This window comes from Rhizobium laguerreae, assembly GCF_019778565.1.
GTDB classification, from domain to species: Bacteria; Pseudomonadota; Alphaproteobacteria; order Rhizobiales; family Rhizobiaceae; genus Rhizobium; species Rhizobium laguerreae.
This window is the reverse complement of record NZ_JAAXQT010000011.1, coordinates 170,378-195,339: the sequence shown is the minus strand read 5'-3', so window position 1 is coordinate 195,339 and position 24,962 is coordinate 170,378. Positions and strand designations below refer to the sequence as shown.

The 24,962-nt window shown below is 61.1% G+C and carries 20 protein-coding genes; 5 read left to right on the top strand and 15 right to left on the bottom strand.

All coding sequences use genetic code 11. The features are described from left to right. Positions 1–328 precede the first annotated feature (328 nt). The 13 genes from HFO71_RS29445 to HFO71_RS29390 all read right to left on the bottom strand — a co-directional run bounded on the left by HFO71_RS29445 (position 329) and on the right by HFO71_RS29390 (position 17,307). On the bottom strand, positions 329–1,258 hold the full coding sequence (locus tag HFO71_RS29445) for an XdhC family protein (protein ID WP_131641875.1): 930 nt from the start codon (positions 1,256–1,258) through the stop codon (positions 329–331). Between the two features lie 294 nt (positions 1,259–1,552). Continuing rightward, the gene (locus HFO71_RS29440; RefSeq protein WP_131641874.1) at positions 1,553–1,972 is read right to left on the bottom strand and encodes a DoxX family protein; all 420 of its coding nucleotides are present in this window, start codon (positions 1,970–1,972) and stop codon (positions 1,553–1,555) included. Positions 1,973–2,061: 89 nt separating this feature from the next. Beyond that, entirely contained in the window at positions 2,062–5,208 is a 3,147-nt protein-coding gene (locus tag HFO71_RS29435; protein WP_131641873.1) for an efflux RND transporter permease subunit, read from the bottom strand. A 9-nt stretch (positions 5,209–5,217) separates the two neighbouring features. Continuing rightward, positions 5,218–6,429 (bottom strand): efflux RND transporter periplasmic adaptor subunit, encoded by a 1,212-nt coding sequence (locus HFO71_RS29430; protein WP_244735607.1) that lies wholly within the window; start codon positions 6,427–6,429, stop codon positions 5,218–5,220. A gap of 189 nt (positions 6,430–6,618) precedes the next feature. Further along, complete coding sequence (locus tag HFO71_RS36235; RefSeq protein ID WP_260685545.1) at positions 6,619–6,753, bottom strand: hypothetical protein; 135 nt, start codon at positions 6,751–6,753, stop codon at positions 6,619–6,621. Positions 6,754–7,095: 342 nt separating this feature from the next. Continuing rightward, complete coding sequence (locus HFO71_RS29425; RefSeq protein ID WP_077979846.1) at positions 7,096–8,628, bottom strand: ATP-binding protein; 1,533 nt, start codon at positions 8,626–8,628, stop codon at positions 7,096–7,098. Then, positions 8,625–9,353, bottom strand: coding sequence for a response regulator (locus HFO71_RS29420; protein WP_026264680.1), 729 nt, complete (start codon positions 9,351–9,353; stop codon positions 8,625–8,627). Before HFO71_RS29420 ends, HFO71_RS29425 begins: the two co-directional genes overlap by 4 nt. Positions 9,354–9,470: 117 nt before the next feature. After that, positions 9,471–9,887, bottom strand: coding sequence for a hypothetical protein (locus HFO71_RS29415; protein ID WP_183594583.1), 417 nt, complete (start codon positions 9,885–9,887; stop codon positions 9,471–9,473). A gap of 136 nt (positions 9,888–10,023) precedes the next feature. Next, a complete protein-coding gene (locus HFO71_RS29410; RefSeq protein WP_131641872.1) occupies positions 10,024–12,138 on the bottom strand; it encodes a xanthine dehydrogenase family protein molybdopterin-binding subunit in 2,115 nt (704 codons plus the stop codon). Further along, positions 12,138–13,151: an FAD binding domain-containing protein gene (locus tag HFO71_RS29405; protein WP_131641871.1), complete on the bottom strand. Its 1,014-nt coding sequence runs from the start codon at positions 13,149–13,151 to the stop codon at positions 12,138–12,140. The genes HFO71_RS29410 and HFO71_RS29405 overlap by 1 nt, the downstream gene beginning before the upstream one ends. A 2-nt stretch (positions 13,152–13,153) precedes the next feature. After that, entirely contained in the window at positions 13,154–13,774 is a 621-nt protein-coding gene (locus HFO71_RS29400; RefSeq protein ID WP_131641870.1) for a (2Fe-2S)-binding protein, read from the bottom strand. A gap of 21 nt (positions 13,775–13,795) precedes the next feature. Next, positions 13,796–14,011 (bottom strand): hypothetical protein, encoded by a 216-nt coding sequence (locus HFO71_RS29395; RefSeq protein ID WP_131641869.1) that lies wholly within the window; start codon positions 14,009–14,011, stop codon positions 13,796–13,798. A 320-nt stretch (positions 14,012–14,331) separates the two neighbouring features. Further along, entirely contained in the window at positions 14,332–17,307 is a 2,976-nt protein-coding gene (locus tag HFO71_RS29390; protein WP_221988780.1) for an NAD(P)-dependent oxidoreductase, read from the bottom strand. Positions 17,308–17,673: 366 nt separating this feature from the next. On the opposite strand from HFO71_RS29390, the gene HFO71_RS29385 reads away from it, so the two are divergent. Further along, a complete protein-coding gene (locus HFO71_RS29385; RefSeq protein ID WP_221988779.1) occupies positions 17,674–18,585 on the top strand; it encodes an acetamidase/formamidase family protein in 912 nt (303 codons plus the stop codon). A gap of 12 nt (positions 18,586–18,597) precedes the next feature. On the opposite strand, the gene HFO71_RS29380 is transcribed toward HFO71_RS29385, so the two are convergent. Both HFO71_RS29380 and HFO71_RS29375 read right to left on the bottom strand, forming a co-directional pair. Further along, entirely contained in the window at positions 18,598–19,500 is a 903-nt protein-coding gene (locus HFO71_RS29380) for a proline iminopeptidase-family hydrolase (RefSeq protein WP_168336228.1), read from the bottom strand. A 65-nt stretch (positions 19,501–19,565) separates the two neighbouring features. After that, positions 19,566–20,378, bottom strand: a complete 813-nt coding sequence (locus tag HFO71_RS29375) for a helix-turn-helix transcriptional regulator (protein WP_206111896.1) — start codon at positions 20,376–20,378, stop codon at positions 19,566–19,568. Between the two features lie 130 nt (positions 20,379–20,508). On the opposite strand from HFO71_RS29375, the gene HFO71_RS29370 reads away from it, so the two are divergent. The 4 genes from HFO71_RS29370 to HFO71_RS29355 are packed head-to-tail and all read left to right on the top strand — an operon-like array spanning position 20,509 to position 24,943. After that, positions 20,509–21,399 carry a proline iminopeptidase-family hydrolase gene (locus tag HFO71_RS29370; protein WP_131641865.1) on the top strand — a complete coding sequence of 297 codons (891 nt, stop codon included), beginning with the start codon at positions 20,509–20,511 and terminating at the stop codon, positions 21,397–21,399. 51 nt (positions 21,400–21,450) lie between these two features. Next, positions 21,451–22,389 carry an ABC transporter permease gene (locus tag HFO71_RS29365; protein ID WP_221988778.1) on the top strand — a complete coding sequence of 313 codons (939 nt, stop codon included), beginning with the start codon at positions 21,451–21,453 and terminating at the stop codon, positions 22,387–22,389. Beyond that, complete coding sequence (locus HFO71_RS29360; protein ID WP_077979838.1) at positions 22,386–23,237, top strand: ABC transporter permease; 852 nt, start codon at positions 22,386–22,388, stop codon at positions 23,235–23,237. The genes HFO71_RS29365 and HFO71_RS29360 overlap by 4 nt, the downstream gene beginning before the upstream one ends. Then, positions 23,234–24,943, top strand: coding sequence for a dipeptide ABC transporter ATP-binding protein (locus tag HFO71_RS29355; RefSeq protein ID WP_221946751.1), 1,710 nt, complete (start codon positions 23,234–23,236; stop codon positions 24,941–24,943). The genes HFO71_RS29360 and HFO71_RS29355 overlap by 4 nt, the downstream gene beginning before the upstream one ends. Positions 24,944–24,962 lie beyond the last annotated feature (19 nt).

The window sequence follows — 24,962 nt, the reverse complement described above, 5'->3', positions numbered from 1 at the left end:
AAGTTCAGCCTGAAACGTGGACATTGCGAGAACCGAGCTACCCGCTCAGCGCGGGCTGCCGCGTCGTAATGCCCTGGCGTCCGAGGGTGCCGCTGGACAATCTATGACGGCCGCTACTCCAACCGCATGGTGTCGTTCGTGTCGGCCGGCTGCAATCGTGACCGGATCATCCCTCGTCCGTGCCTGCAGCCAACAGCATGATGGAGATGGAACAGCAGATCTGACTATCGGCAATTTCTATCGCGGCGAGCTTCCATACCGACAGACGGTCGAACAGGGCAAAGAAGGTGTGCCCGCGAGTACAGGGGCGAGTTTGGTATCAATGGCCTCACGACTCACGGATGCCTTGCCTCATCGCGGCAATGTCGGCGAGCACCGAAAGTGCAAGGGAGGTCGCGTCGCGCGCCGGGCCGAACAGCCCGATCGGTGCCTTGATGCGATCGATGTCGGTCCTGGCGAAACCAGATCTCGTCAGCAATTCGACACGCCTGCTGTGCGTTCTCATGCTGCCCAGGGCACCGATGTAGAACGCCGGCGAGCTGAGCGCCAGTCCGAGAAGCGGCGCTTCAGCCTCGAGATCATGATGCAAAAGCACCACGGCCGTGAAGGCGTCAATCATTTTCGCGACATAGTGGGGATTGCCGTTCTCGATCCGGATCACATCGTAGCCCAGGATCGTTGCACAGCGCGCCGTGGCCCGCGCCTCGAGCGAACGACCCGAGATCAGGATGCGGGTTCGCGGAAGGAATACCGACAGAAACTCGTCTTCAAACCAACCAGATTGAACAGGCGGATCCACTGCCACGAGAGACTGATTGGACGGCACATAACGAAGGCCAACCGGCTGCCTCCGTTCCAGGCGTTCGAGAACAAGCCGGATCGCAGAAATATCGCGCAGGACATGGATTGCAACGGTGATGCCGCCGCCGCACGGCAGGGCTATGTCGAAGAAGGGAGAGCCTTGGCCGAACATCATAGTCCGATCCCGGCCCTCGGCAATCGCAAGGAGTGCGTCGAAAGCAACCGCAGCCTCCACGCAGCCGCCGGAGACATAGCCGCAGTAGCTGCCGTCAACAGCGACCGCAACCAGCGAACCCAGAGAACGAGCCGCGCCGCCTCGAATGTCGACGAGTGTTGCGATCGCGACCTCTCCTCGGTCGAAGCACTCAATGGCAAAGCGCAAAATCTCTGACGGATCGTCCGACATCCTCGCTTGGACGGGCGCAGGAAGCGGAGTGATGGCTACCATCTCGTTCATATCAGATCCTCTCGAGGTCCGGAGCAACGGCAGGTTTTCTTCGTCTTGAAGGGGGCATCGGCAACCGTGGGGTCAGGCTGCCGATGCGGGGGAACCCGGTCCTTGATTGTGGGGGATGAAGGAACCGGTCCGACCGAAATCTAGCGCGAACTTGTCTGATGGATTTGTCAGTGATCGCGCGCTTTGTATCAATCTGTCACACATCCGCGGAGGGCGCGCTCGCCCGCGGAGAACCTCAGCGGACCGTCGATGACATAAGATGACATAAATCAAGCGCCACCTCGCCCGCAAAAGTCAGTTAGACGGACCTGCCTGCTGCACGGGAGGCGCCTTCGAAGCCACCTCGTCGAGGCTCCATGGTCCCGGGCCGGCGGCAGCGATGTAGAGGAAGAGGAAGCAGAACAACATTGCGGTCTCGCCTCCGTTGAGGGCGGGAAAGAAGCCTTGTGAACCGTGTCCGATAAAATAAGCAAAGGCCATCTGGCCGGAGAGCAGGAAAGCGACCTGGCGAGAAAACAGACCAATCGCCAGAAGCACACCACCGATGACTTCAAGAAAGCCGGCCGCCAGAAGCAGCGCATTCAGCGGGTATTCGAACGGTGCCGGCCAACCGAACAATTTCATCATTCCATGCGTGAAGAATGATGTGGCGGCGATGATGCGCAAAACGCTCAGCAATTGCGGCGCGGCGCCATGGAGAAATGCCATCTGCATGTTCGTGATCCTCATTTGGCGAAGCGTATTCAAGAAAGTCGAAGAGTGCGGCTTCGCGGGCGCCGCTCGCCGACGGTCGATATGCTCTCCTATTCGGCGGGAGCGCTTACTCCCGCATCCGCGTAAGGCTTGGGATGCGGTCCGCGGCTAAACAATCGCCGGGTCACGATGAAGAGCATGGGGATGAACAATATGCCGAGGACCGTCGCCGATATCATGCCGCCCATGACACCTATACCGATCGAGTTTTGGGAACCGGACCCCGCGCCGTCGGCGATGGCGAGCGGGAGGACGCCAAGGATGAAAGCGAAGGATGTCATCAGGATCGGCCGCAACCGCTGGCGCGCGGCCTCAAGCGTCGCCTCCACCAATCCCTTCCCGCCGGCTTCCTCGGTAATGGCAAATTCCACGATCAGGATGGCGTTCTTCGCCGCAAGACCGATCGTCGTCAAAAGCCCGACCTTGAAATAGACGTCATTGGCCTGTCCGAAAGTACTTGCCGCGACCAGTGCCCCGAAGACTCCGACAGGAATGGCAAGCATGACGGAGACTGGCACCGTCCAGCTCTCGTAGAGCGCCGCAAGCGCCAGGAAGACGACCACGACGGAAATGGCATAGAGGTATGCGGCCTGATTGCCGGAAAGCCGTTCCTGAGCCGAAAGGCTCGTCCATTGGTGCGAAAATCCCGCAGGCAGCTCTCCCACCATGCGGTCGATCTCCGCCATCGCCTGACCTGAGCTTATTCCTACGGCCGCCGCGCCCTGAAGCTGTACCGCTGACACGCCATTGTATCGCTCAAGCCGCGGCGAGCCGTAATCCCACCGTCCTGTCGAGAAGACCGAAATCGGCACCATCTCCCCGCGATCGTTGCGGACATGCCAGCGGTCGAAATCGGCAGGCTGCATGCGAAAAGACGCATCAGACTGGACATAGACACGTTTGACCCGCCCGCGGTCGACGAAGTCGTTCACATAGCTGCCTCCCCAAGCCGTCGACAGCGTCGCATCGATATCGGAAAGCGTAATGCCGAGCGCGCTCGCCCGCCCACGATCGATCGAAACGGAATATTGCGGTGTATCCTCCTGGCCATTCGGCCTGGTGCCCGACAACCTCTCATTCGCCGCAGCTGTCCTCAGAAATTGGTTACGAGCCGCCATCAGCGCCTCATGCCCGGCGCCACCGGTGTCACGCAGGAAGAAATCGAAGCCGCTATTGTTTCCGAAGCCCGGCAGGGCGGGTGGCGACAAGGCAATGACACGCGCATCGCGAATTGCGCCGAAGGCTGCCATCGCACGTCCGGCAATCGCCTGCGCAGAGGCTTCGGGTTCCGAGCGCTGATCGAAATCCTTCAAAGCGACGAACACTGTCGCAACATTTTGACCTTGGCCACCGAAGCTGAAGCCGGTAGCGCCGAATACGCCGTCGACGTAGCTTGCCTCGCTGGTCAGGTAGTATTCGAGCACCTGGTCCAGCACCCGCCGCGTCCGGTCAGCCGTCGCTCCCGGCGGAAGCTGGATAGAGGTCATCAGTCTGCCTTGGTCCTCCTCTGGCAGAAAAGCGGTCGGCAACCTCGCGAAAAGCAGGACGGTCGCGCCCGATAGCGCCGCAAACAGGACGAGCGCCACGCCGATCCGGCGGACGATCGAAAGCGTGGCGCGCCGGTAAAGTGCGGTGAACCTCTGGAAGCCGGCATTGAACCAGCGAAACGGCGCGGCCTTTTCGGATCCGGATCCGGGCGGCCTGAGGATCGTGGCGCAAAGCGCCGGCGTGAAAACCAGGGCCACCAGCACGGAAAGCACCATTGCCGAGACGATAGTGATCGAGAACTGCCGGTAGATGATTCCAACAGAACCAGAGAAGAAGGCCATGGGGATGAAAACCGCCGACAGCACGGTCGTGATACCGATCAGGGCGCCGCTGATTTCACCCATGGACTTCAAGGTCGCCTCGCGCGGTCCGAGCCCCTCTTCTTCCATGACCCGCTCGACATTCTCGACGACGACGATCGCGTCATCAACGAGAAGGCCGATCGCAAGAACGATGCCGAACATGGTGAGTGTGTTGATCGAGTATCCGAACACAGCCATGACAGCAAAGGTCCCCAACAGCACCACAGGTACCGCAAGCGTCGGGATGATCGTCGCGCGCAGGTTCTGCAGGAAAACGAACATGACGATGAAGACGAGGATGACAGCCTCGATCAATGTCACCACGACGCTCTCGATCGACAGGCGCACGAAAGGAGACGTGTCGAGGGGATATTTGACCTCTACGCCTGGAGGGAAGCTACCTCTGTAGCTTTCGATCTCGGCGCGCACCGCCTCAGCAGCTTCAAGCGCATTTGCGCCGGCCGCCAGGCGGAAGCCGACGCCTGCGGAGGGATGACCGCTATAGGTTCCGCTCGTGGTATAACTCTCGGAGCCAAGTTCGACCTCAGCAACGTCATTCAATGTCACGACCGAGCCATCGGAAGCGCGCGCGAGGATGATTGCCTCGAACTGCTCCTTGCTCTGGAGACGGCTTCCCGCAGTCACGGTGGCATTGAGCTGTTGGCCCCGCCGCTGCGGCAGAGCCCCGAATTGACCGGCGGCCACCTGCGTGTTTTGCGCTCTGATCGCTTGCGTCACATCAGTGACCATAAGCCCATGCTGGGCGAGCCGGTCGGGGTCAAGCCAGATGCGCATGGCATAGCGGGAGGAGCCAAGCAGTTGCACCTCGCCAATGCCTGGCACGCGCCGCAACGAGTCCATAAGGGAGCTGTCGACAAAGTCGGCGATATCCGTTCCGGACAGACTGTCGTCCTCAGACAGGAAGGAGGCGATCAGGAAGAAACTGGACGTCGACTTCGATACCGTCAGCCCCGTGTCCTGGACCGCGCTCGGCAAACGTGCCTGGACGAGCTGGAGATTGTTCTGGACCTGCATCTGTGCGACATCGGGGTCGGCGGCGCTGGTAAAGGTCAATGTGATCGACGCCTCGCCGGTGGAGGATGAGTTCGAGGACACATAGTCCAGATTTTCGATGCCCGTCATGCCCTGCTCGATCACCTTGGTCACCGAGTCCTCGACGGTCTTCGCGTCGGCGCCCGGATAATTGGCGGTGATGCGAACCGATGTGGGAGCAATCTGCGGATACTGCGATATGGACAAGGTCGTGATTGCGATCGCGCCTGTCATCATGACGGCGATTGCAAGCACCCATGCGAAGATCGGGCGGCTGATGAAGAAACGCGACATGGCGCCGCCTCACCGCGTTACGGCGTCAGGCAACCGCACGGAAACCTCTGCGGGTTTTCCTGCAGATGGCCGACCCGCCTCGGCGACGGCAACGAACTCCCCCGTCTCGTTATCGACGGTCACTGCGGTGACTTGGACCTCTTCGCCGATCGCCGCCCTCTGGAGGCCCTCGACGACGACACGATCACCCTCCCCGACGCCAGCGGTCACCAACCAATTGTTGCCGATGCCGCGCTCGACGGCCAGAACACGTTCCTCGATCTTCCCGTCGGCGCTGATGAAACGCGCCGTGGCCTCTCCGCGGCTATTGCGTGAGACCGCGCGCTGCGGAATGAGCACGCTATCTTCGACATAGCCGTCTTCAACGAGTGCCCGCACATACATCCCGGGCAGGAGCGCGCCTTCCGGATTGGGGAAGACGGCGCGCATCAGAACCATGCCGGTCGTTTGCGATACGGCGCCGTTGCGGAACTGCAACTTTCCGGGATGGCCGTATTTGCTGCCGTCTTCGAGCCGGAGTTCGACGGTCACCGAGCCTTCCTGTGGCTTGATATCCTGCGACGCGAGTGCCTTGTTGAGCGCGAGAAGGCTGGCGCTCGAGCGCACAAGGTCGACATTGATGATGTCCGTCTGGCGGATCGTCGTCATTGGCGACGCCTGGTCTTCGGTAACCAGCGCACCCTCGGTCACATTTGAAGCGTCCACACGCCCGCTGATCGGGGCGCGGACCTTGGCATATTCCAGTTCGATGCGGGCGGTTTCAAGAGCTGCCCTGGCAGCGGCGACGTCCGCCTCGGCCTGCAGCATCTGTGTTCGTGCCTCATCGAAATCCTGGCGGCTGACGACACTGCTCGCACTGAGGCTCTCATAGCGCTGCGAGCGCGCTCGGGCGCTCGGAAGGGCACTTTCGGCCCGCTGCACAGCAGCCTCGGCATTGCGGTAGGAGGCCTCGAACGGCATGGGGTCAAGTTCGTAAAGGACGTCTCCGGCTTTTACCAAGCCGCCCTCATCGAAACTTTGCCTGAGAATGATGCCGGACACGCGAGGGCGGACCTCCGAAACCATCTGTGCACCGGTACGGCCCGCCAATTCTGTCGTCAGTGTCACTGCCTGGCGATGCAAGGTCTGCGCGCTGACTTCAGGTTTCGAACGAGCTGGCCGCTCCTGTGCTGCCACGTCAGCGTTGCAACTTGAAAGCAGGGCCGGGAGGCAAAAAATCATGGCAACATAGACGGTCGAAAAGCATTTGGCTCGCATCATCGAACACCTTTGCGCGGCTGTGAACGGTCTTCACGCGAGGCGGGCGCCCATGCGCCCCACCAGGATCGCGATCGGCGGGAAATTAAGCCGGCTCTGTCGCACGGGTGTGCCGAACGCGACCAAAACTGTAACCAAGTGTATCAACCACCATCAATTGCCCGCCAGGCTGATGACGGCCGTCAGTGAGATGAGGGAGGCAAACAGAATGATGTCGGCCAACACTCCTCTGGCGATCGCCGAAATGCTGTGTTGTTCGACTCTGTAGCTGTTGTTCTGATCTGCCATGACCATTCCTTTCCATGTTGATCGCGCGTCGGTTGATCGGCCCGTGGTCTCCATCGGGGGCTGGAAGCGCAGGGCGGCCAACCGACGATCGTCGAGGCGACGATTGAAAGACGCCCGTCTTGTTCGCGCCTTGTGCTTGATGAGGGGAAGGTTAGTTCGGCCTTGTCGCAGAGCTTTGCCGCAGACGAGTCAAAATGTAATCAAGTGTCGCAGCATGAGCGGCGAGGCTGCGGCACCGCTACCAGAATAGCTGTCCAAGGTGCACTTTCGATCGACACGCATGAATGTGGATGGTGGCTGCCGCCTGCCGAGGGTGACGATGGAGGTGCAACGGCGCCGAGATCAATGTTGCGTCCGCGGCTTTGTCGGCTTCTCGGCAAGGTTCGGCGCACGGAGCCCAATCGACCCGCGCAGGGATTTCCAGTCGCGCCCCTTGGGGACAGCAGGCGTTTCCACACGGCCATCGCGTGGCAGAGAAAGAACGGCTTGCATGCCGCCATCTCCTGTTGTGAAGGAAATGTCACCGCCATGTTGCCTGGCTGCAGCACGCGCGATCGATAGGCCAAGTCCAATCCCGCCGGTGTCGCGATTGCGCGAAGCCTCGAGCCGGAAAAACGGCGTGAACACCTTTTCCTTCATAAGGTCGGGAATGCCTGGACCGCGGTCCTCGACGACGATGTCGATGGTCGCAGCCGTGTGCCGGATGAAGACCCGCGCCTCTCCGCCATATCGCACGGCGTTTTCGACGAGATTTCGCACAGCGCGTCTGAGACCATCAGGCCGGCAGCGATAGGACAATTTCACGCCTTCGACGAAACTGACAGGCTTGCCAAGATCGGACTGGTCGTCGCAGATGCTTCCAACCAGCGCTTCCAGATCGATGTCGCGCGTTTCCTCTTCCGTCGATTCCCCACGCGCAAAAGAAATGGCGGCCTCGGTCATGCCCTGAAGTTCATCGATCGTCGACAGCATTTTTCGCTGGATCTCCTGATCCTGCACGAACTCCGTCCTCAGTCTCAAGGTCGTCAGGGGCGTTCGCAGATCGTGACCGATCGCGGCCAGCATCTTCGTTCTGTCTTCAAGGAAACGGTGCAGCCGGCCTTGCATCTTGTTGAAGGCTTCGGCGGTGCGCCGGACCTCTTCCGGTCCTTCTTCCGAAAGCGGCGGCAGGTTTTCTCCCCGCCCCAAGGCTTCGGCCGAGGTCGCAAGATGTCGCAACGGTCTTGATATGCGGCTGGCGAAGAACACGCCGAGCAGAGCCAGGATGAGTGCCGTCAGGCTGAGCGAGGCGAGCGACGTGGAGGTCCACCAGCCTCCAGTCTGTCGCATATAGAAGGCTGCGTTCAGCCAGGTCCTGTCATCGACCTTGATGACAAGGCCATAGCCCCGCGAGCCGTCGAAATAGACATATTTGATCGGCTGCGGGAGCGCCCAGAGGCTCTGCATTGGAACGCGCCATCCCTCACCGCCGTTCGACGCTGCGACCCTCTTCGCATCAGGGATCTGCGTCCTGGCTGAGCCATCTTGAAAGATCCTGACGAGGTCCACGAAATTCTCCAGAGGCCGGGAAAATTCGGCGGCAGCCGTTAGGCGCCAGGCGGCGGGGTCTTCCGCTTCACGATCGCTCACCCAAAAACGCGAGTCCCTCGTCTCGCTCGCAAGCAGAGCCTGCTTTTGATATTCGGGCGGTACGGTTTCCACCAGTCGGGTCAGCGTGCGCGCTCGACTGAGGAATTCGCTCTTGGCTGCAGCGTCGAGAGCTTTGGAATGCTCCTTCCAGGAGATTAGAAATGTCAGCGCCTGGGAAATGATCAAAGCCGCAAGCGTAAACGCGATAAGTTGCGTCGCCAGGCTTCTGTTCCAGAGGTGGTTCATTCGAACGCCACCTCGGCAGCCAAGCTGTAGCCGCCGCCCCAATGCGTCTTGATGATCGACGGATTTTTAGGGTTCTCTTCGATTTTCTTGCGAAGCCGGCTCACCTGATTGTCGATGCTGCGATCGAAGATATCGGCCGTCCTGCCGACGGTCAGATCAAGCAGCTGTTCGCGGCTCAGGATCAGGCCCGGCCTTTCGATGAAGACTTTCAGCAGACGGAATTCGGCAGTGCTCAAGGGTATTCCAACGCCGTCGCTACCGGAAATTTCCTGACGTCCCATGTTGACGCGCCACTGGCCGATGCGGACGGCCCTTTGCTGCTGTGTCATGCGCTGCTGTGTCAGCGGATTGCTCGCGCGCCGAAGCACCGCTCTGATGCGAGCCAGGAGCTCGCGGGGATTGAATGGTTTCACGACGTAGTCGTCAGCGCCAAGTTCCAGTCCGATGATACGATCGGTATCTTCGACCAATGCGGTCAGAAAAATGATCGGGATGTCTGTCGCGGCACGCACCTGACGGCACACGCTCAATCCGTCCTCGCCCGGCATCATGACATCGAGGATGATCAGATCCACCACGTGGCGCTCGCGCTCGAGCAGGCGTCGAAGGGCCGCGCCGCTTTCTGCCACGCTCACCTTGTAGCCTTGCTGTTCGAGATACTGTCGAACCAGATCCCGGATATCGCTGTGATCGTCGACAACCACGACATGCGATGAATTCTGCATCTGCATAACCTCTTGAGCTATTTTTACAGAAGAGAGCGCGGTTCGCATCGAAAAAAGTGTATCAAAGTTTCACAGCGGTTCGGCCAAACCCATTTTCTCACATGTCCTAAAAGGATCTCAAATGGCCGCCTCGGGATCGAACGCCCCCTTCGCTTGCCGGATTATGGGGACCACGACTGCGAACTCAACGGCGTTGTCGTAAAATTGGTGACCGCGGGTGCAATGGAAAGTGGCCGGCATCTGGCAAGAAGCCTGTTTGGCTCGGTGTATCGGACGCGTGACCGATACGGCGAATTCGCTGCAGGCTGTTTGCAAGATGCCTGCGACGTCGATAAGCTCAACTGTCTCTGTCGCATAGTCGTTTCGAGGATAATTCAGGTTCTCGACGAGCAGGCTCTCAATCCGATCGATATCGGAGAGCAGGCGTCCTTCTGACCGCTTTCCCGTCCGCTCCACGCGCAGTTTCAGCCGCGTCAGCGCCGTGCGCAGATCATGACCAATGCCCCGGAGCATGCGGGTGCCTGCTTCGATCATTAGACGGATCCGGCCGGCGGATGCCGCCATGGGACAAGTTTCTACATGGGAGCGCCACAACGACAGAGGCGATCCGTCGACCAATACAAATAGTCATTTGGACCCGCATGACGCAGCGCTTGGCGGCCGACTTTCTTCAAAGGACATCTTCGACGCGGATCGGCAGCTTTCTGACGCGCTTGCCCGTCGCGTGATAAATCGCATTGGCGATGGCAGGAGCCGTGCCAAGCATGACGAGTTCGCCCATGCCCTTGACGCCGACCGAATTGACCATCGTGTCCGGTTTGTCGATGAAGCCGACGTCGACGTCACCGATGTCGGCATTAACCGCCATGAGGTAGTCGGCGAGATCGGCATTGAGGTAGCCGGCAAAACGCGGATCGACGTCAGTCTCCTCGCGAAGCGCCGTGCTGAACCCCCAGACAACGCCGCCATACATCTGCCCGCGAGCGGTCACCGGACTGACGACCCGACCGACATCGGCAATGCTGACCACCCGCGGCATGCGGATGCGGCCCGTTCTGGGTTCAATATGAATTTCGACGAACTGGGCAATGTAACTCATTGATGTAAAGCCCGGGTATTCAGGGCCCGCACCTGCACGACCCCCGGTTCGAAAGGCTTCAAGAGCGGAGGCGTCCTGCCCGGGCGCGAGCTCCGAAACCACCACTTCAATCTGGGGACGTTTCAGGCGCGCCAGTTGCTCATGCAAATTGCCCGCCGGCGGGTTCGGACCTGCAAGCTCATCGAAGCGGGCGCGCAACGCCCTGACAGCCTTCGCCGTGACAGGGATGATGCTGGCCGTGCCGCGCTCGCCAACGGTCATCATCTGCGGACCGACTGTCGTATCCCCAAGCAAAATCTCTAGACGATCGGGGTTGATGTCGAGTCCCTGGATGATCGTGTTTGCGACCGCAGTCCGGATACCCTGGCCCATTTCGTGCCCGGACGATATCACCCGCGTCGTGCCGTCCGCACGTACCCGCAGTGTCGTCTCGGCAGCTGAGCCCGACGCCCCGAAAATCCCGCATGCGACGCCGTATCCGACCATCGTGCCGTCGTCCAGTCGCATCGATCCCGGTTCAGGTGTTCGCCGGCTCCAGCCAAAGCGCCTCGCACCTTCCCGCAGGCAGTCATTCAGGAAATGCGGCGACAGAGGCTGCCTAGAGATGATGTCGTTCTTTGCTTCATGCTCGAGACGAAGTTGAACCGGATCTTTGCCGAGCTTGTAAGCCATCTCGTCGATCAGGCTTTCCAGCGCAAACCCGGCAGGGAACGGATGCGTCCCGCGGGTATGTCGCGGCATCTGGCGGTCGATATGGATATCGCCTGCCGTCGCCCGAAAATTTTCGATGGCATAAAGACGCGCGATATCCTCATGATAACCGCTTGAGCGGAATCCGCCGTCAGGGATATTTTCTTGCACCACATCATAGAGGACGGCGTCCAGGCGCCCCTGCGCATCGGCGGCAAGACGGATATTGTGAACACTGCGCGGCCGGTAGTTGGCGATATGGAACAACTGCCCACGCGGTGTGACCAGCTTAACTGGCCTCCCTGCAAGCCTGGCAGCCTGGGCAACCAACGCGGATTGAAGCTTGGGAGGAGATTTCTGCCCGAACCCACCTCCGACATGTTCGGATTTGACCGCAACTTGGTCCGGAGCAAGGCCCAAGGCCTTAACGAGTGCGCCCTTGGCTGCTTCAATATTCTGGCAGCCCTCATGGACCGTCAGTCGCCCGTTAGACCATTCCGCGACGGTCCCGAACAATTCCATGGCGTTATGGTGCTGGGTTGGTGTCTCGAAAGTGCCCTCGACAATAACGCCTGCATTTTCAAACGCTTTGTCGACGTCGCCTGTATTAAAGCCTTCTGCCGGAACGCGTTGTGCGCCGGGACTGGTCATCAAGGGCACGAATGGTGCCGCTTCGTAGTCAGCAGATATGGCTTCAGCACCCTCTATCGCGGCCTCGATCGTCTCCGCGACAACCAATGCAATTGGCTGCCCGCGAAATGATATTTGTGGACGAAGCGAGGGAAAATCGCCGATGGACAGGACATGAACGACACCGGGGATTTTGGTCGCCGCGGTGACGTCAACGTTTGTGACTTTGCCTTTCGCGATGGTGGCAGGGACCAGCATCGCATGCAGCATGCCGGGCAGCCTGATATCGGCTGCGTACGTCGTGCGGCCCTGTACCTTGTCCCTGGCGTCGACGCGGGCGATTTCTGAGAAGGTTTGTGACGGCATCACGCTCTCCTTTCCGCGGCAATCATCAAGGCATCGGCAACAACCCGGGCTCCCAGATCGGACTTGAAGGCGTTGTGCTGGCCCGGACGCGCATCCCTGAATGCGGCCCGGCCGGCTTCAAGTGCCAGCTCGGGCGTTAATTGCTTGCCGCGCAACGTCTCTTCGGCACTCTGCGCTCGCCATGGGATCGTTGCGACACCGCCAAGTGCAATGCGGGCCGTTCGGACATTGGCTCCTTCCATTTCAACCACGACTGCGGCGGATGCCACCGCGAACGCAAAACTCTCCCGGTCGCGAATCTTGTGATAGGTCGAGGAACGGCTTGGCGCTTTCGGGACGGTAATGGCCGTGATCAGTTCGGCTGGGGCTATATCGAATTCCAGATGCGGCGTATCGCCGGGCAGCCTGTAGAAGTCCGAAATCGGGACGGTGCGCGTTCCTGCGGGTCCATGAATTTCGACCGATGCGCCCATCGCCGTCAACGCCACTGGCCAGTCTCCCGGTGAGACCGCGATACAAGCGTCACTCACTCCAAGGATCGCATGGCCTCGGTCCAATCCGCCGATTGCCGCGCAACCGGAACCGGGGACACGTTTGTTGCAGGGGTACATGCCTACCGTAGACAGTGACCCCGCGCCGTTGCGGAAATAGGGACAGCGGGTTCGCTGAAGCAGGTTGCCGCCAACTGTGGCCATATTGCGCAGTTGCTGCGAGGCTGCTTTCAGCAAGCTCTCGGAAAGGACCGGATATTCGTCTCGCACCGCTGGTGCATACGCGACGTCGCTCATCAGCGCCAAAGCACCAAACCGCAATACGTCGCCGTCAGTGTCGATCGTGTCGAGGTCCATGATGCCGGTAACGTCGATAAGATGCGCTGGCCGCTCCACGCCGAGCTTCATCAGATCATAGAGCGTTGTGCCGCCGGCGATGTAGCGCGCGTCTAGGCCGACCGCAGCAAAGGCTTCGACGGCTGCTTCGAGGCTGTCCGCCCGAGTGTAATCGATAGCTCGCATCTTCAGCCCTCCTTCGAATTGGCTGCCACATCTTCGATGGCAGCGACGATCCCGGCATACGCGCCGCAACGACAGATGTTTCCACTCATAAATTGGCGGATCGAGGCTTTGTCCGTTGCGTGACCATGTCGAACGCATGCGACGGCGGACATGATCTGGCCCGGCGTGCAGTATCCGCACTGCAATGCGTCGTGATCGATGAAGGCGGTCTGCATCGGATGAAGTGTATCCCCGTCGGCCAGCCCTTCGATGGTCGTCACCTGACGTCCGTCCACTTTCGCCGCAAGCGTCAGACAGGACACTACCGTTCGGCCGTCGAGGTGCACCGTGCATGCACCACACTGGCCGTGATCGCAGCCTTTTTTTGTTCCTGAGAAGCCAAGGCGCTCGCGCAGCAGGTCAAGAAGCGATGCGCGTGAGTCAATATCGAGAGCGACGGCCCGTCCATTCACCGTCGTCGAAACGAAGAGAGTTGTGCCCGTTTCATTCGAAACGGAAATCTCCTGGGCGGCAGCGGATTGCAGTGGAAGCATCGTAGCGACTGCAACACCGGCACCGGTGCCAAGGACGGCTCGACGCGTCACACCAACGCCTTGAGAGTCTGCGGGACTTTGCTCTGCCATTTATGCTCTCCTCCTGGACTTTCAAACCAATGTCTGGACGCGGCGGTTACTCGCCAGGAATAGCTCATCGCTGTCGCACAACTGTGCCGCGGCATGGGGAATTTGTCGCAAACTGTCGCAAATTCGCAGCAGATCTAGGCTGCTGCCGGCGAAGGAGATATCTGCGGTCGAGAAGCGTGCGGAGATGACATGGCGGTCGTGGACCGCATCGATCCCCTGGTTGCCGTTCAATGCCAAGGCGAGGTGGTCGAAATCGGCACCCGAACGGAAATTTTGCCAACCCTTAGCATGACTGCACCACGAGGCTCCTCGAAGCCGTCCCTTTGCCCGACCGGGATAGGCGCAATACGCGGCGAACCGTCGAACCTGCCCTGGTTTATCTAAACCGTTGGTTTTGTTTGAAACTCTGTCAAAGCTGATTAGGGCTGCGACGTCGCTGGCCAGTTAGAAACGCGACACTGGCGTCCGGCTTGCTCCGCCGATCAGCCCCCGCTCCGAATGTGGCGCGAGCCGGCGCGGTCGGAAAAAGAACGGCGTACATCGGGCATGACCGCGGCTTACTCCGCCGCCGGCCCGTAGAGGCCAAGCTGCTCGATAAGCGCCCGCTGCCGGCCGGCATTTTCGGCCAGCAGACCGGTATAGCGATCGATGATCCGGTCGCGGTGGCTCGGGTCGGAGACGACGGAGAGCGCGCCGACGATCGCCGCGACCTTTTCCGAGGTCCGCCGCAATTCGTCCAGCAGTTCCGCATTGCTGCTTATCTCGCTGACCACCCGCTTCGTCACCCTGCCGATTCCGGCCGGTGTGCGTCCGCCTGCCGAGACGTACCCTTCCGGCAGATCACCCTTCAGATTGGTGACCGACTTGAAGCGAATGACATCGAAGATCTGATCCACCGCCTGCTTGGCGCCGGTCACCCGAGAAGGATGGTCGGTATCGGCGGCGGCGTGCGGCAGCAGTTCCAGCTTGCCCTTATGGCGCTCTTCGAGTGGCAGATAGGGAACCATCGGCCCGCTGAGCTTGCCGGTTACTGCATCCTTGAAGAGATCGGCGTCGATTGCCGCATGGGCAATCTTTCCTGATGACAGCGCCCGGTCGAGCGCCGCCGCATCGACGACCTCGCCCCGGTCGTAATTGACCAGCACTGCGCCGTCGTTCATCGCGTCGAGAACTTGCGTGTCGACGACACCTGCGTTGGAATAGACGCCGGTCGCCGTATCCAGCCGGCCGAGACCGATATGGACGGAAAGCACGTCGGCGCCGGTCGCCGCTTCAATCGGACTTGCGGCGTAATCGAAGCCTTCCGACTCGATCCAGCCTTGGTGATGCCGGCGCGCGTAGATCATCACCTTCATGCCGAAAGCCCTGGCGAGCTTGGCGACCTCGCGGCCGATATTGCCGTAGCCGAGAATGGCGATTTTCCGGCCTTCCAGCTTGGCGGTCGGGAAATCCTTGAGCTGGCGCCCGGTATCAAAGTCGCCGTTGGCGACCATCTGGTGCAGCCTATCGACGGGCAGGTCGGGAACAACCTTGAGGATCGCCTTCACCGCCATCTGGGCGGTCGCCCGGCTGTTGATACCCGGCGTGTTCATCAAAGGCGCCTCGCCGCCCTCGCCGTTGCCGCCGCCCCAGGAGGCCGAGCCCATATTGCCGGTCCCCGCGCCGATGCGCACGCCGCCGAACGGGAAGACGGAAGCCTTCGGGATGAAGGTCGCCGCCGCGATCAGCGCGTCATACTGGCCCTTGTCCGTCTGTGGCAGGATTTCGGCCTCGGTGCTGAGATTTGGCTGATAGAAGAAATGGATGCGGCCCTTTTCCAGCGCCGCCCTGTCGCCGATCGGACCGGCATGGAAGACGCCGCCCTTTTCCTCGACATAGGTCCTGATTTCGCTGTCGTCGGGCTCCCCATCGGCGCCGAGGCGCAGGCCGACCAGATCGGCGATCAGCACCGTATAGGCGTGTTCGGGATCGTCCTTGCGGACCATCGCGCCGGCCTTCGCAGGCGCCGCGAACGTGACGCCCTGCTTTGCCAGTTCCTCCTCGATCACGACGATCTTGGCGCGCAGATAGGCATACTGCAGGTTCTCCAGCAGCGCGACGACATCGGCCGGCTCGCGGATGCCGCCGACCCAGGCGCGGTAGTCGCCGGGCGTTCCCGGGAATGCGTTGACGTAGCGCGCCGCGTCGAGGCCGGGCTCGAACGCGCCATTCGAATGGGTAAAGCCCTCATAGCCGAGCAACTGCTTCGAACGCGCGATAATGCGGGCATGGATCGCAGGATCGGTGATGCCGGCGTCCTGCACCTTAAGCAGCGTCACCGCCGCGCCGCGCCGCTCGGCATCGGTGACGGTCAGCGAAAACAGCGGATGCGCCGCGACCCAGTCGTCGATCACCGCCCGATTGGCCGCAGACCGCTTGTTGAGCTCGACCACCGAGCCGACCCGCGCCTCGGACTGCAGGAGACCGAAGGTGGTTTCGGCAAAGGCAAGCGCGCTGTAGGTGTTGATGACGCCACCGAGCATGCGGTCTTCCGCGGCATCGTAAAACGGTCCGGCATCCACGGATCGCTTGGCGGAAAGCGGCTGCCGGGCATCGATCGGCGGCGCGATCTTGAGCTGGCGCGGGATCGCCCAGGACGGATCCTGTTGGTTCTTCTCGACGAGCGCCAGGGCATGCGGCGTGAAGGAGGCGACGAAATATCCCGACACCCCGCCGATCGCCTTCTGGAACGGCATGAACAAGCAGCATTTCGCCATCACGGCATCGACCAACTCGGGCTGCCAAGGCATGGCGCCCAGCATCGACGTCGCGTCGAACACTGCATGGCGGTTTGCCGGATCGCCATCGATCCAGTTCAGCAGCTCGTGGATCTCGCGGCTGGTATAGGCATTGGCGCCGGTCGTCTCGTGGCCGACGCCGACGAAGATCGACATGCCAAGAGCGGACAGCTCGGCGGCCGTCGGGATCACACCTTCGGAGGCGGCAAAATGAATGCGGCTCTCGCAGCCTTTTTCGGCGAAGCGCTGCATCTCGATCAGCTGCGTGGCCCAGGATTGACGGAAGAAGCCTGCCGCGCGGGCCGGATCACTTTCCGGGCGCGGCGTATCGACGTAGACGCGCTGGGAGGCGTCGTTGGCGTTCATCAGGTGCTGGACGCAGACGGTATAGCCGCTGTGACCGCCGCCGAGTCCCACAGCCATCCGGTTCGTCTTCGGGAAGTGGAAATAGCGGTGGATCGCCCGCATCATGTCGGTCAGAATTTTGTCCGCAGGGTAGCCGCGATGCATGCTGCGGGAAATTTCGGCGGTGGTGAAACCGCCGATGTCGTTACCCCTGTCGTCGAACTTGCGATAGGTCTTCTCGATCCATCTATCGAAAGCGATGCGCCGCAGGCGGCTATCCACCTCGTCGGTGGTCGCATCCGTGATCGGACCGACGCCGAAAAACGGATTGGATGGCAGCTTCGGTGTTCCCGACTTCGTCAGTCGGAGCGCTTCAAGTCGCTGTTCCTGCATCTGTTCGACATTTGTCATGATCTGCCTATCTGTCTGAAAGGAAGGTGGGCGAGGCGGTCAAGGTCGTGATCATGGTATCGCGTTTCGGCGATTGCCTGAATGATCTTTCCTGTGCAAACACGTGGCCGAAACCCCTTCGAGCGCTGCGGCAAGAGTCGCCTCCACCGGGGTGGATATGGGTGATGTACTCCCCTATGCGGTTGCCGCGATCACAAAGACGCCCCTCGTGCCACCCTTTCGGCACCGCGCCATCGGCTGCCGGTTTCGCGTGGTGCCGCGCGGATATTGGCATTGCAGGCAATCTCTGATCTAGTCTGCAACTCTCTCGGCCGGGCACTTCAACTGCAGGCTCATGACCATCGAAACGAGCGAGAGCTGTATTTCATGACCACTCACCGCTTCATTCCGACGAGCTTTCACAATGTCATCGGCTCTCTTCCACCGGCCCTGCACATCGCCGACGGCGATACCGTGGTCACCGAAACGCTCGATGCCGCCGGGCATGGCAAGGACGGCATCAAGCGGGCATCCGGCCCCAATCCCATGAACGGCCCGATCTTCGTGGAAGGGGCTGAGCCCGGGGATGCGCTGAAGGTCGAGATCATCAGCATGATCCCGACCAGGGACACGGGTTTTACCCGCAGCGTCGTCGCCGCCAATGTGGTCGATCCCGACGCGGTTCGCGACCTGCCGCCGCGCGATATCGCCATCTGGGCGATCGACCGCGAAGCCCTGACAGTCCGGCTTTCCGAACCGGTTGCAGGTCTTGAAGATTTCGTTCTGCCTCTCGACCCGATGATCGGCTGTTTCGGCGTGGCGCCCAGCCTCGGCCAGGCGATATCGACTGCGACCAGCGGCGAATATGGCGGCAACATGGATTATCGGCTGTTCGGCCCCGGCACCACGGTCCGCTTGCCTGTAGCGGCCCCCGGCGCCCTATTCTTTCTGGGCGATTGCCATGCCGTGCAAGGGGATGGCGAGATCGTCGGAACCGGCGTCGAGACGACGTTCGAGGTCACGGTGCGGCTGACGGTGGAAAAGAAGGCCGGACTGGTCTGGCCGCGCGGAGAAACGGCCGAAGACATCTTCACCATCGGCAACGCCCGCCCCCTCGATCAGGCGCTCCAGCACGCCACCAGCGAAATGTTGAACTGGCTGGCGGCGGATTATGGCCTGGACAGGACGGCGGCCAGCCATCTGCTGGGCCAGGTGGTGCGTTACGATGTCGGCAACGTCTTCGATCCGGCCTATACGATGGCCTGCCGTGTCGCCAAAAAATGGCTGGTTCGCCGATAGACGACCGCTTCCTCAATCGTGCCGGGACAGGAAACCGGAAACGGTCGCCAGGCAAAGCTGCTTTTCCTCGACATGCGGCATATGGCTGGAATTTTCGAAGAGCACCCATTCGCAGCCGGGAACGCGTTCGAGATAGGGCCTTACCACCAGGGGCGTCGCCTCGTCGTATTTTCCCGAGATCAGCAGCGTCGGGGCTTCGATGCGGTCGAGCCTGTTCTCGATCGTCCAGTCCTTCATCGTGCCGATGACGTGAAATTCGGTCGGGCCGTTCATGTTGCGGTAGACGGTGTTGTCCTCGTCCATGATGGCAAAGGTCCGCGCCACTTCAGGCGGCCACGGCACCACGCGGCAGACATGGCGGTCATAGAAGACGCGTGAGGCGGCGATATATTCCGGATCGGTGAGGCTTCCCGCCAGCTCATGCTTCAGCAGCGTGTCCTGTACCTCCTTCGGCAGTTCCTGCCTAAGCCGGTTCGCCTCTAAAACCCAGGTATGCATGTTGGCCGGCGAGTTGGCTATCACAAGCGCCTTCAGCCCTTGCGGCCGGCGCACCGCGTGTTCGGCGCCGAGCATGCCGCCCCAGGACTGGCCAAGAAAGGCGTAACGGTCCTGGATGCCGAGATGGGAAAGCAGTGCGTCCAGCTCCTCAAGGAATAGGCCGACCGTCCAGAAATCCGGGCCCATTTCCGGAAGTCGGGTGGAATTGCCATTGCCGAGCTGGTCGTAATGAATGACCGGACGGCCGTCGAGGGCGGCGATATCTTTGAAGGAATCGACATAATCATGGGTGCAGCCAGGCCCACCATGGGCGACGACGAGGGGCAGCTTGCCGCTCTCCAGCGAGCCGGTGACCCGATACCAGGTGCGATAATCGCGAAAGGGCAAATAGGCTTCGTTGGTCGTGACTTCGCCCACGGGCGTCTCCATCTCTCGGCGTCATGAAAAAAATCATAACGCGGCGGCAAGGGCGAAGGCAGCTATCACAAGTTATAGGGTGGCCAATTATGGGTCGGCCGGTCTTCGAGCAGGCGGTAGTGGGTGGCGCGCACCACGGCCTGGGTGCGGTTGCGGGCGCCGAGTTTCTTTGTCGCGGCGTTCAGATGCATCACGACAGTCGGTACGGAACGGTCGATGATGCGGGAAATTTCCTTGGCGGAGTAGCCTTCCGCCGAATGGCGCAGGCATTCACGTTCCCGCTCGGTCAGGCGGACCGTGCCGACGCTCTTCGCCCGCGTGTCGAAAAGCGAATAGGCGGTCTCATGGAAAACATGGGCAAGCAGGTTGAAGTCGGCGATATAGCGCAGTGCGTGCCGTTCGAAATCTTTGTTCCGGCCGAAGCGGATGCCGGTGACTGTCGCATAGTCGCCGCGTGGCATGTGAACCGGGACGGTGACGCCGGTCGACATATCGCGTTCGCTTAAATAGCGCGTCACCGGCGCCGTGTCGTCGTTCATGAAACGGTTGATCAGCGTGTCAGCGTCCGGGTCGTAGTTCCAGAAGAAAGGTGCGGAGGTTCGCAGCGCCACCTGCTGCACCGGATCGATACGGAAATAGCCGCGATTGAACCAGTAGTCGTGCATATCGTCTGAAATATTCCGCAGCTTCAGCAGCGATGGTATCATGATCGCGCCGTCGAGATCGTAAGGCACCGGCGTATAGTCGTAGATCAGCGCCTCGAAACCGATCTGCTTCATCGCCTCGAAGGCCTGGTCGATCCGGCCGTCCAGCGTTTCGTGCGCCGTAAACTGCCGTCGGATCGTTCCGATGTCGTCAAGAATGGGGTCGTCAAGCATGGGCTGCTCCCGGGGATCGGCATCGCGGCCCACCCTATCACTTCTTATAGCTGGCACTGAATGCGGTTTAAGGTAAAAATTTAGCCGTGCCCAAATATTGAGCAAGCGAAATCTTCTGCCGGAGCGATCAATGTGGCGTGAAATACGGCCGGACGAGCGATTCGAGATCGATGTCGATGGCTATCGCGTCGTTGCCTATAGTTTCGGGACCGGCATCGAGACAGTTTTCTGCCTGAACGGCGGGCCGGGTCTGCCCTGCGATTACCTGCGCGAGGCGCATTCCTGTCTCATGGACAAGGGCTATCGCGTTATCGCCTTCGATCAACTCGGCACCGGTGCCTCCGACCGGCCGGACGATCTCACGCTCTGGACGATCGGCCGTTATGTCGAGGAGACGGAGACGGTGCGCAAGGCGCTGGGGCTCGGCAAGGTCCACATGCTCGGCCATTCCTGGGGCGGGTGGCTGGCGATCGAATATGCGCTGACCTATCCTGAGAACTTGAAGACGCTGATCCTCGAAGATACCGTCGCCGATATGCCGCATCTGATCTCGGAACTGGAACGGCTGCGCGCGGCACTCGGTCCCGAAACCGTGTCGATGATGCAAAAGCACGAGGCGCAGGGCACCTACAATCATCCGGAATATCTCGCCGCCGTCACCATCCTCAACTATCGCCATGTCTGCCGCCTGCCGGAATGGCCGGCGCCGGTGCGCCGCTCGCTCGACGATTGGAACATGGCGCCCTATGAGACGATGCAGGGGCCGAACGAGTTTCTCTATATCGGCAACCTCAAGGACTGGAACCGCATCCCCGACCTGCCGCGGCTGACGCTGCCGGTGCTCATCACGACGGGAGAGCATGACGAGCTGACGCCGGCCTGTGCGCTCAGGATGAAGCTTGCGCTGCCGGATGCCGAGCTGAAGGTATTTGCCAATGCCAGCCACATGCCGTTCTATGAGAACCCGCAGGATTATTATCCGGCGCTTCTCGATTTTCTCACCCGGCACGAGGCAGGCTGATGCAACAGGAAGCGGACCGAACCAGACGAAGACAAAGGGGCGATCGCCGTCATGCATCACTATAAATTCGTTCTGACGCGACCGCTGCAGTTCCTGCCCGTGATCTTCGGTATCAGCGTCATCACCTTCATTCTGGTCCGGTTGATCCCCGGTGATCCCGCACGCAACATCCTCGGGACGCGCGCGACGCCGGCCGCACTGGCCAGCATCCGTGCGCAATACGGCCTCGACCAGCCGATGTGGCTGCAATATGTCTATTTCCTCAAGAACCTTGCCAACGGCGAGATGGGCAAGTCGATCCTCTACAAGATCGACGTGCTGAAGCTGATCGTCACTCGTATCGAGCCGACGCTTGCACTCGTCGTCTCCAGCGTCGTGCTTTCGGTCCTGATCGCGGTGCCGATGTCGGCGATCGCCGCGCGCAATGCCGGCCGGGCGCCGGATCATGCGGTGCGCATCGTCTCGACCTTCGGCATCGGTTTTCCGCCCTTCTGGCTGGGGTTGATGCTGATCATCCTCTTCAGCGTTGAACTCGGTATGCTGCCGGTTTCGGGCTATGGTGCGACGATCGGCGAAAAGCTGTCGCATCTCGTGCTGCCGAGCCTGACGGTGGCGCTGTCGCTCTCGACCGTGCTGACGCGCAGCCTGCGGGCGGCGATGATCGAGCAGCTGAAGTCGGATGTCGCGACGGCGGCGAGAGCCCGCGGCATGCCGGAGGGAATCGTCTTCTGGCGGCATGTCCTGCCGAATTCGCTTGTGCCGACCATCAATCTGCTTGCCGTTAACATCGGCTGGCTGATCGGCGGCACGGTGGTGGTCGAGAGCGTCTTTGCGCTGCCCGGAATGGGACAGCTGCTCGTCAGGGCGATCTTCTCACGCGACTACATGGTGGTGCAGGGCGTCGCCATGGTCTTTGCCTGCGCCACCGTGCTCATCAACTTCATCGCCGACATCGTCACCGTCGCCGTCGATCCGAGAGTGAAGCTATGAGCATCGAGGCGATCACCCCCGCCTCCCCCGGCTGGCGCCGGTTCTTCGGCCAGCGGCCGATGCTTGTGTTCAGTGCCGGCCTGCTGCTGTTCTTCGTCCTGCTGGCGATCGGTGCGCCCATCGTCGCGCCTTACGACCCGATCATGCAGAATGCCGAGGTGCGCCTGCAAGCGCCTTCGCTGTTACATCCCTTCGGCACCGACAATTTCGGCCGCGATATCCTCTCCCGCGTCATCTGGGGCGCTCGCCTCGACCTGCAGATGGCGCTGATCGGCGTCATCTTCCCCTTCGTGATCGGCACGACGGTCGGCACGATCGCCGGCTTTTTCGGCGGGATCGTCGATGCGCTGTTCATGCGTCTTGTCGATATCATCCTCGCCTTCCCCTTCCTGGTGCTGATGCTGTCGATCATCGCGATCCTCGGCCCGGGCCTCGGCAGCTTCTACATCGCCATGGCGCTGGTCGGCTGGGTTTCCTATGCGCGGTTGATCCGGGCGCAGATGCTGGTGCTGAAAGGCAGCGACTACGCCGTTGCCGCCGTCAGCCTCGGCTTCAGCCGCCCGCGCATCATGTTCCGCCACCTGCTGCCGAACGCGATCGCCGGCTCGATCGTCTTTTCGATGTCCGATGCGACGCTGGTGCTGCTCAGCGGCGCCGCCGTCAGCTATCTCGGCCTCGGCGTCCAGCCACCGATCGCCGAATGGGGCGTCATGGTCGCGGAAGGACAGAGCTTCATCACCACGGCATGGTGGATCACTTTGTTTCCCGGCCTCTCCATCGTTTGCCTCGCCTTCGGTTTCAGCATGCTGGGCGACGCGCTCGGCGAACTGCTGGGGGTGCACGAATGAGCGGCTCCGTGTTGTCCGTCCGTGATCTCACCGTCAGGGCGCATGTCGATTCCGGCCCGCGCATGCTGCTCGATGCGGTCTCGCTCGACCTCGGCAGGGGTGAGATCCTCGGTCTTGTCGGCGAGAGCGGCTCGGGCAAGAGCCTGTTCTGCCGTTCCCTGGTGCGCCTGCTGCCCTCCTCGCTGCTGAAGATCGAAAGCGGTAGCGTGCTGCTCGAAGGGCGTGACCTCATGCGGATCGATGATGGCGAGATGCTGAAAGTGCGCGGCGGCGAGATCGGCATGATCTTCCAGAACCCGACCAGCCATCTTGACCCTGTCATGCGGATCGGCGATCAGATCGCCGAGGGCATCCGCTATCATCAGGGCCTCGGCGCCCGCGAGGCCCGCACCGCGGCGACGGAAATCCTGGCGCAGGTGGGTTTTCCCGATCCCGCGCGCCAATACGATAGCTACCCACACGAATTTTCCGGCGGCATGCGGCAGCGGGCGATGATCGGCGTGGCGCTGTCCTGCAATCCGAAGATCCTGATCGCCGACGAGCCTACGACGGCGCTCGATGTGACTATCCAGGCGCAGATCCTGCGGCTGTTGATTGACATTCGCGATCGGCGTGGCCTGTCGATCATTCTGATCACCCACGATCTCGGTATCGTTGCCCAGACTTGCGACCGTATTGCCGTGCTGCGCGGCGGCAAACTACTCGAAGAGGGGCCGAAGCGGACGATCCTGGCGCGGCCGCAGCATCCCTATACGATCAACTTGATCAACAGCCACCCTTCCATACCGGGCGCGATATCAGCGCCGTTGCCCGAGCTTGCCGAAGCCAAAAACCCGGCGAGACCGTTGCTCGAAATCGATGATCTCCATGTGCGCTTCAGAGCCGGCGGCGCCCTGCTCAGGGGCGGTGCGAAGACGGTCAGCGCCGTTGCAGGCGTCAGCCTGCAGATCATGCCGGGCGAGACGGTCGGCATCGTCGGCGAATCCGGCAGCGGCAAGAGCACGCTTGCCCGCGCCGTGCTCGGCCTCACCCCGCTTTCCTCGGGTCACGTCACCTTCGACGGCGTCGATCTGGCGCTGCAGAAAAACGCTGGCCTGGCAAAGCTCAGGCGCGAGACGGCGATGGTCTTCCAGGACCCATACAATGCGCTCAATCCGAGACTGACGATCGGGCAGATGCTGGCCGAGGTGCTGAAGGTGCAGGGCAAGGTCGCCAGGGGCGATATCCCTGTTCGAATCGGCGAACTGCTCGATCTCGTCGGCCTCGAACGCGAATTCGCCGGCCGCAAACCGCGCAGCATGAGCGGCGGCCAGTGCCAGCGCGCCGGCATCGCCCGAGCCCTTGCCGTCGATCCGAAGCTGATCATCGCCGACGAATGCGTGGCGGCCCTCGACGTCACCATCCAGGCGCAGATCATCGAGCTCTTCCGCGATCTCACGGCGAAGATGAACCTCACGCTGATCTTCATCGCCCATGATCTCGCAATCGTCCGCAATCTCTGCGAACGCGTTGTCGTGATGTATCGCGGCGAGATCGTCGAGGAAGGCCGCTCCGAAGAAGTCTTCGCGCGGCCGAAGCATCCCTATACGACGGCGCTGATCGCCGCCATTCCCGATATCGATCCTGACAAGCGGCTGCTGCAAGGCGCCGACGGCAAGGACGGTCCGCATTCGATGCCGATTCAATCAATCAAACGCATGCCATAACAACGAAGGGAACGAACAC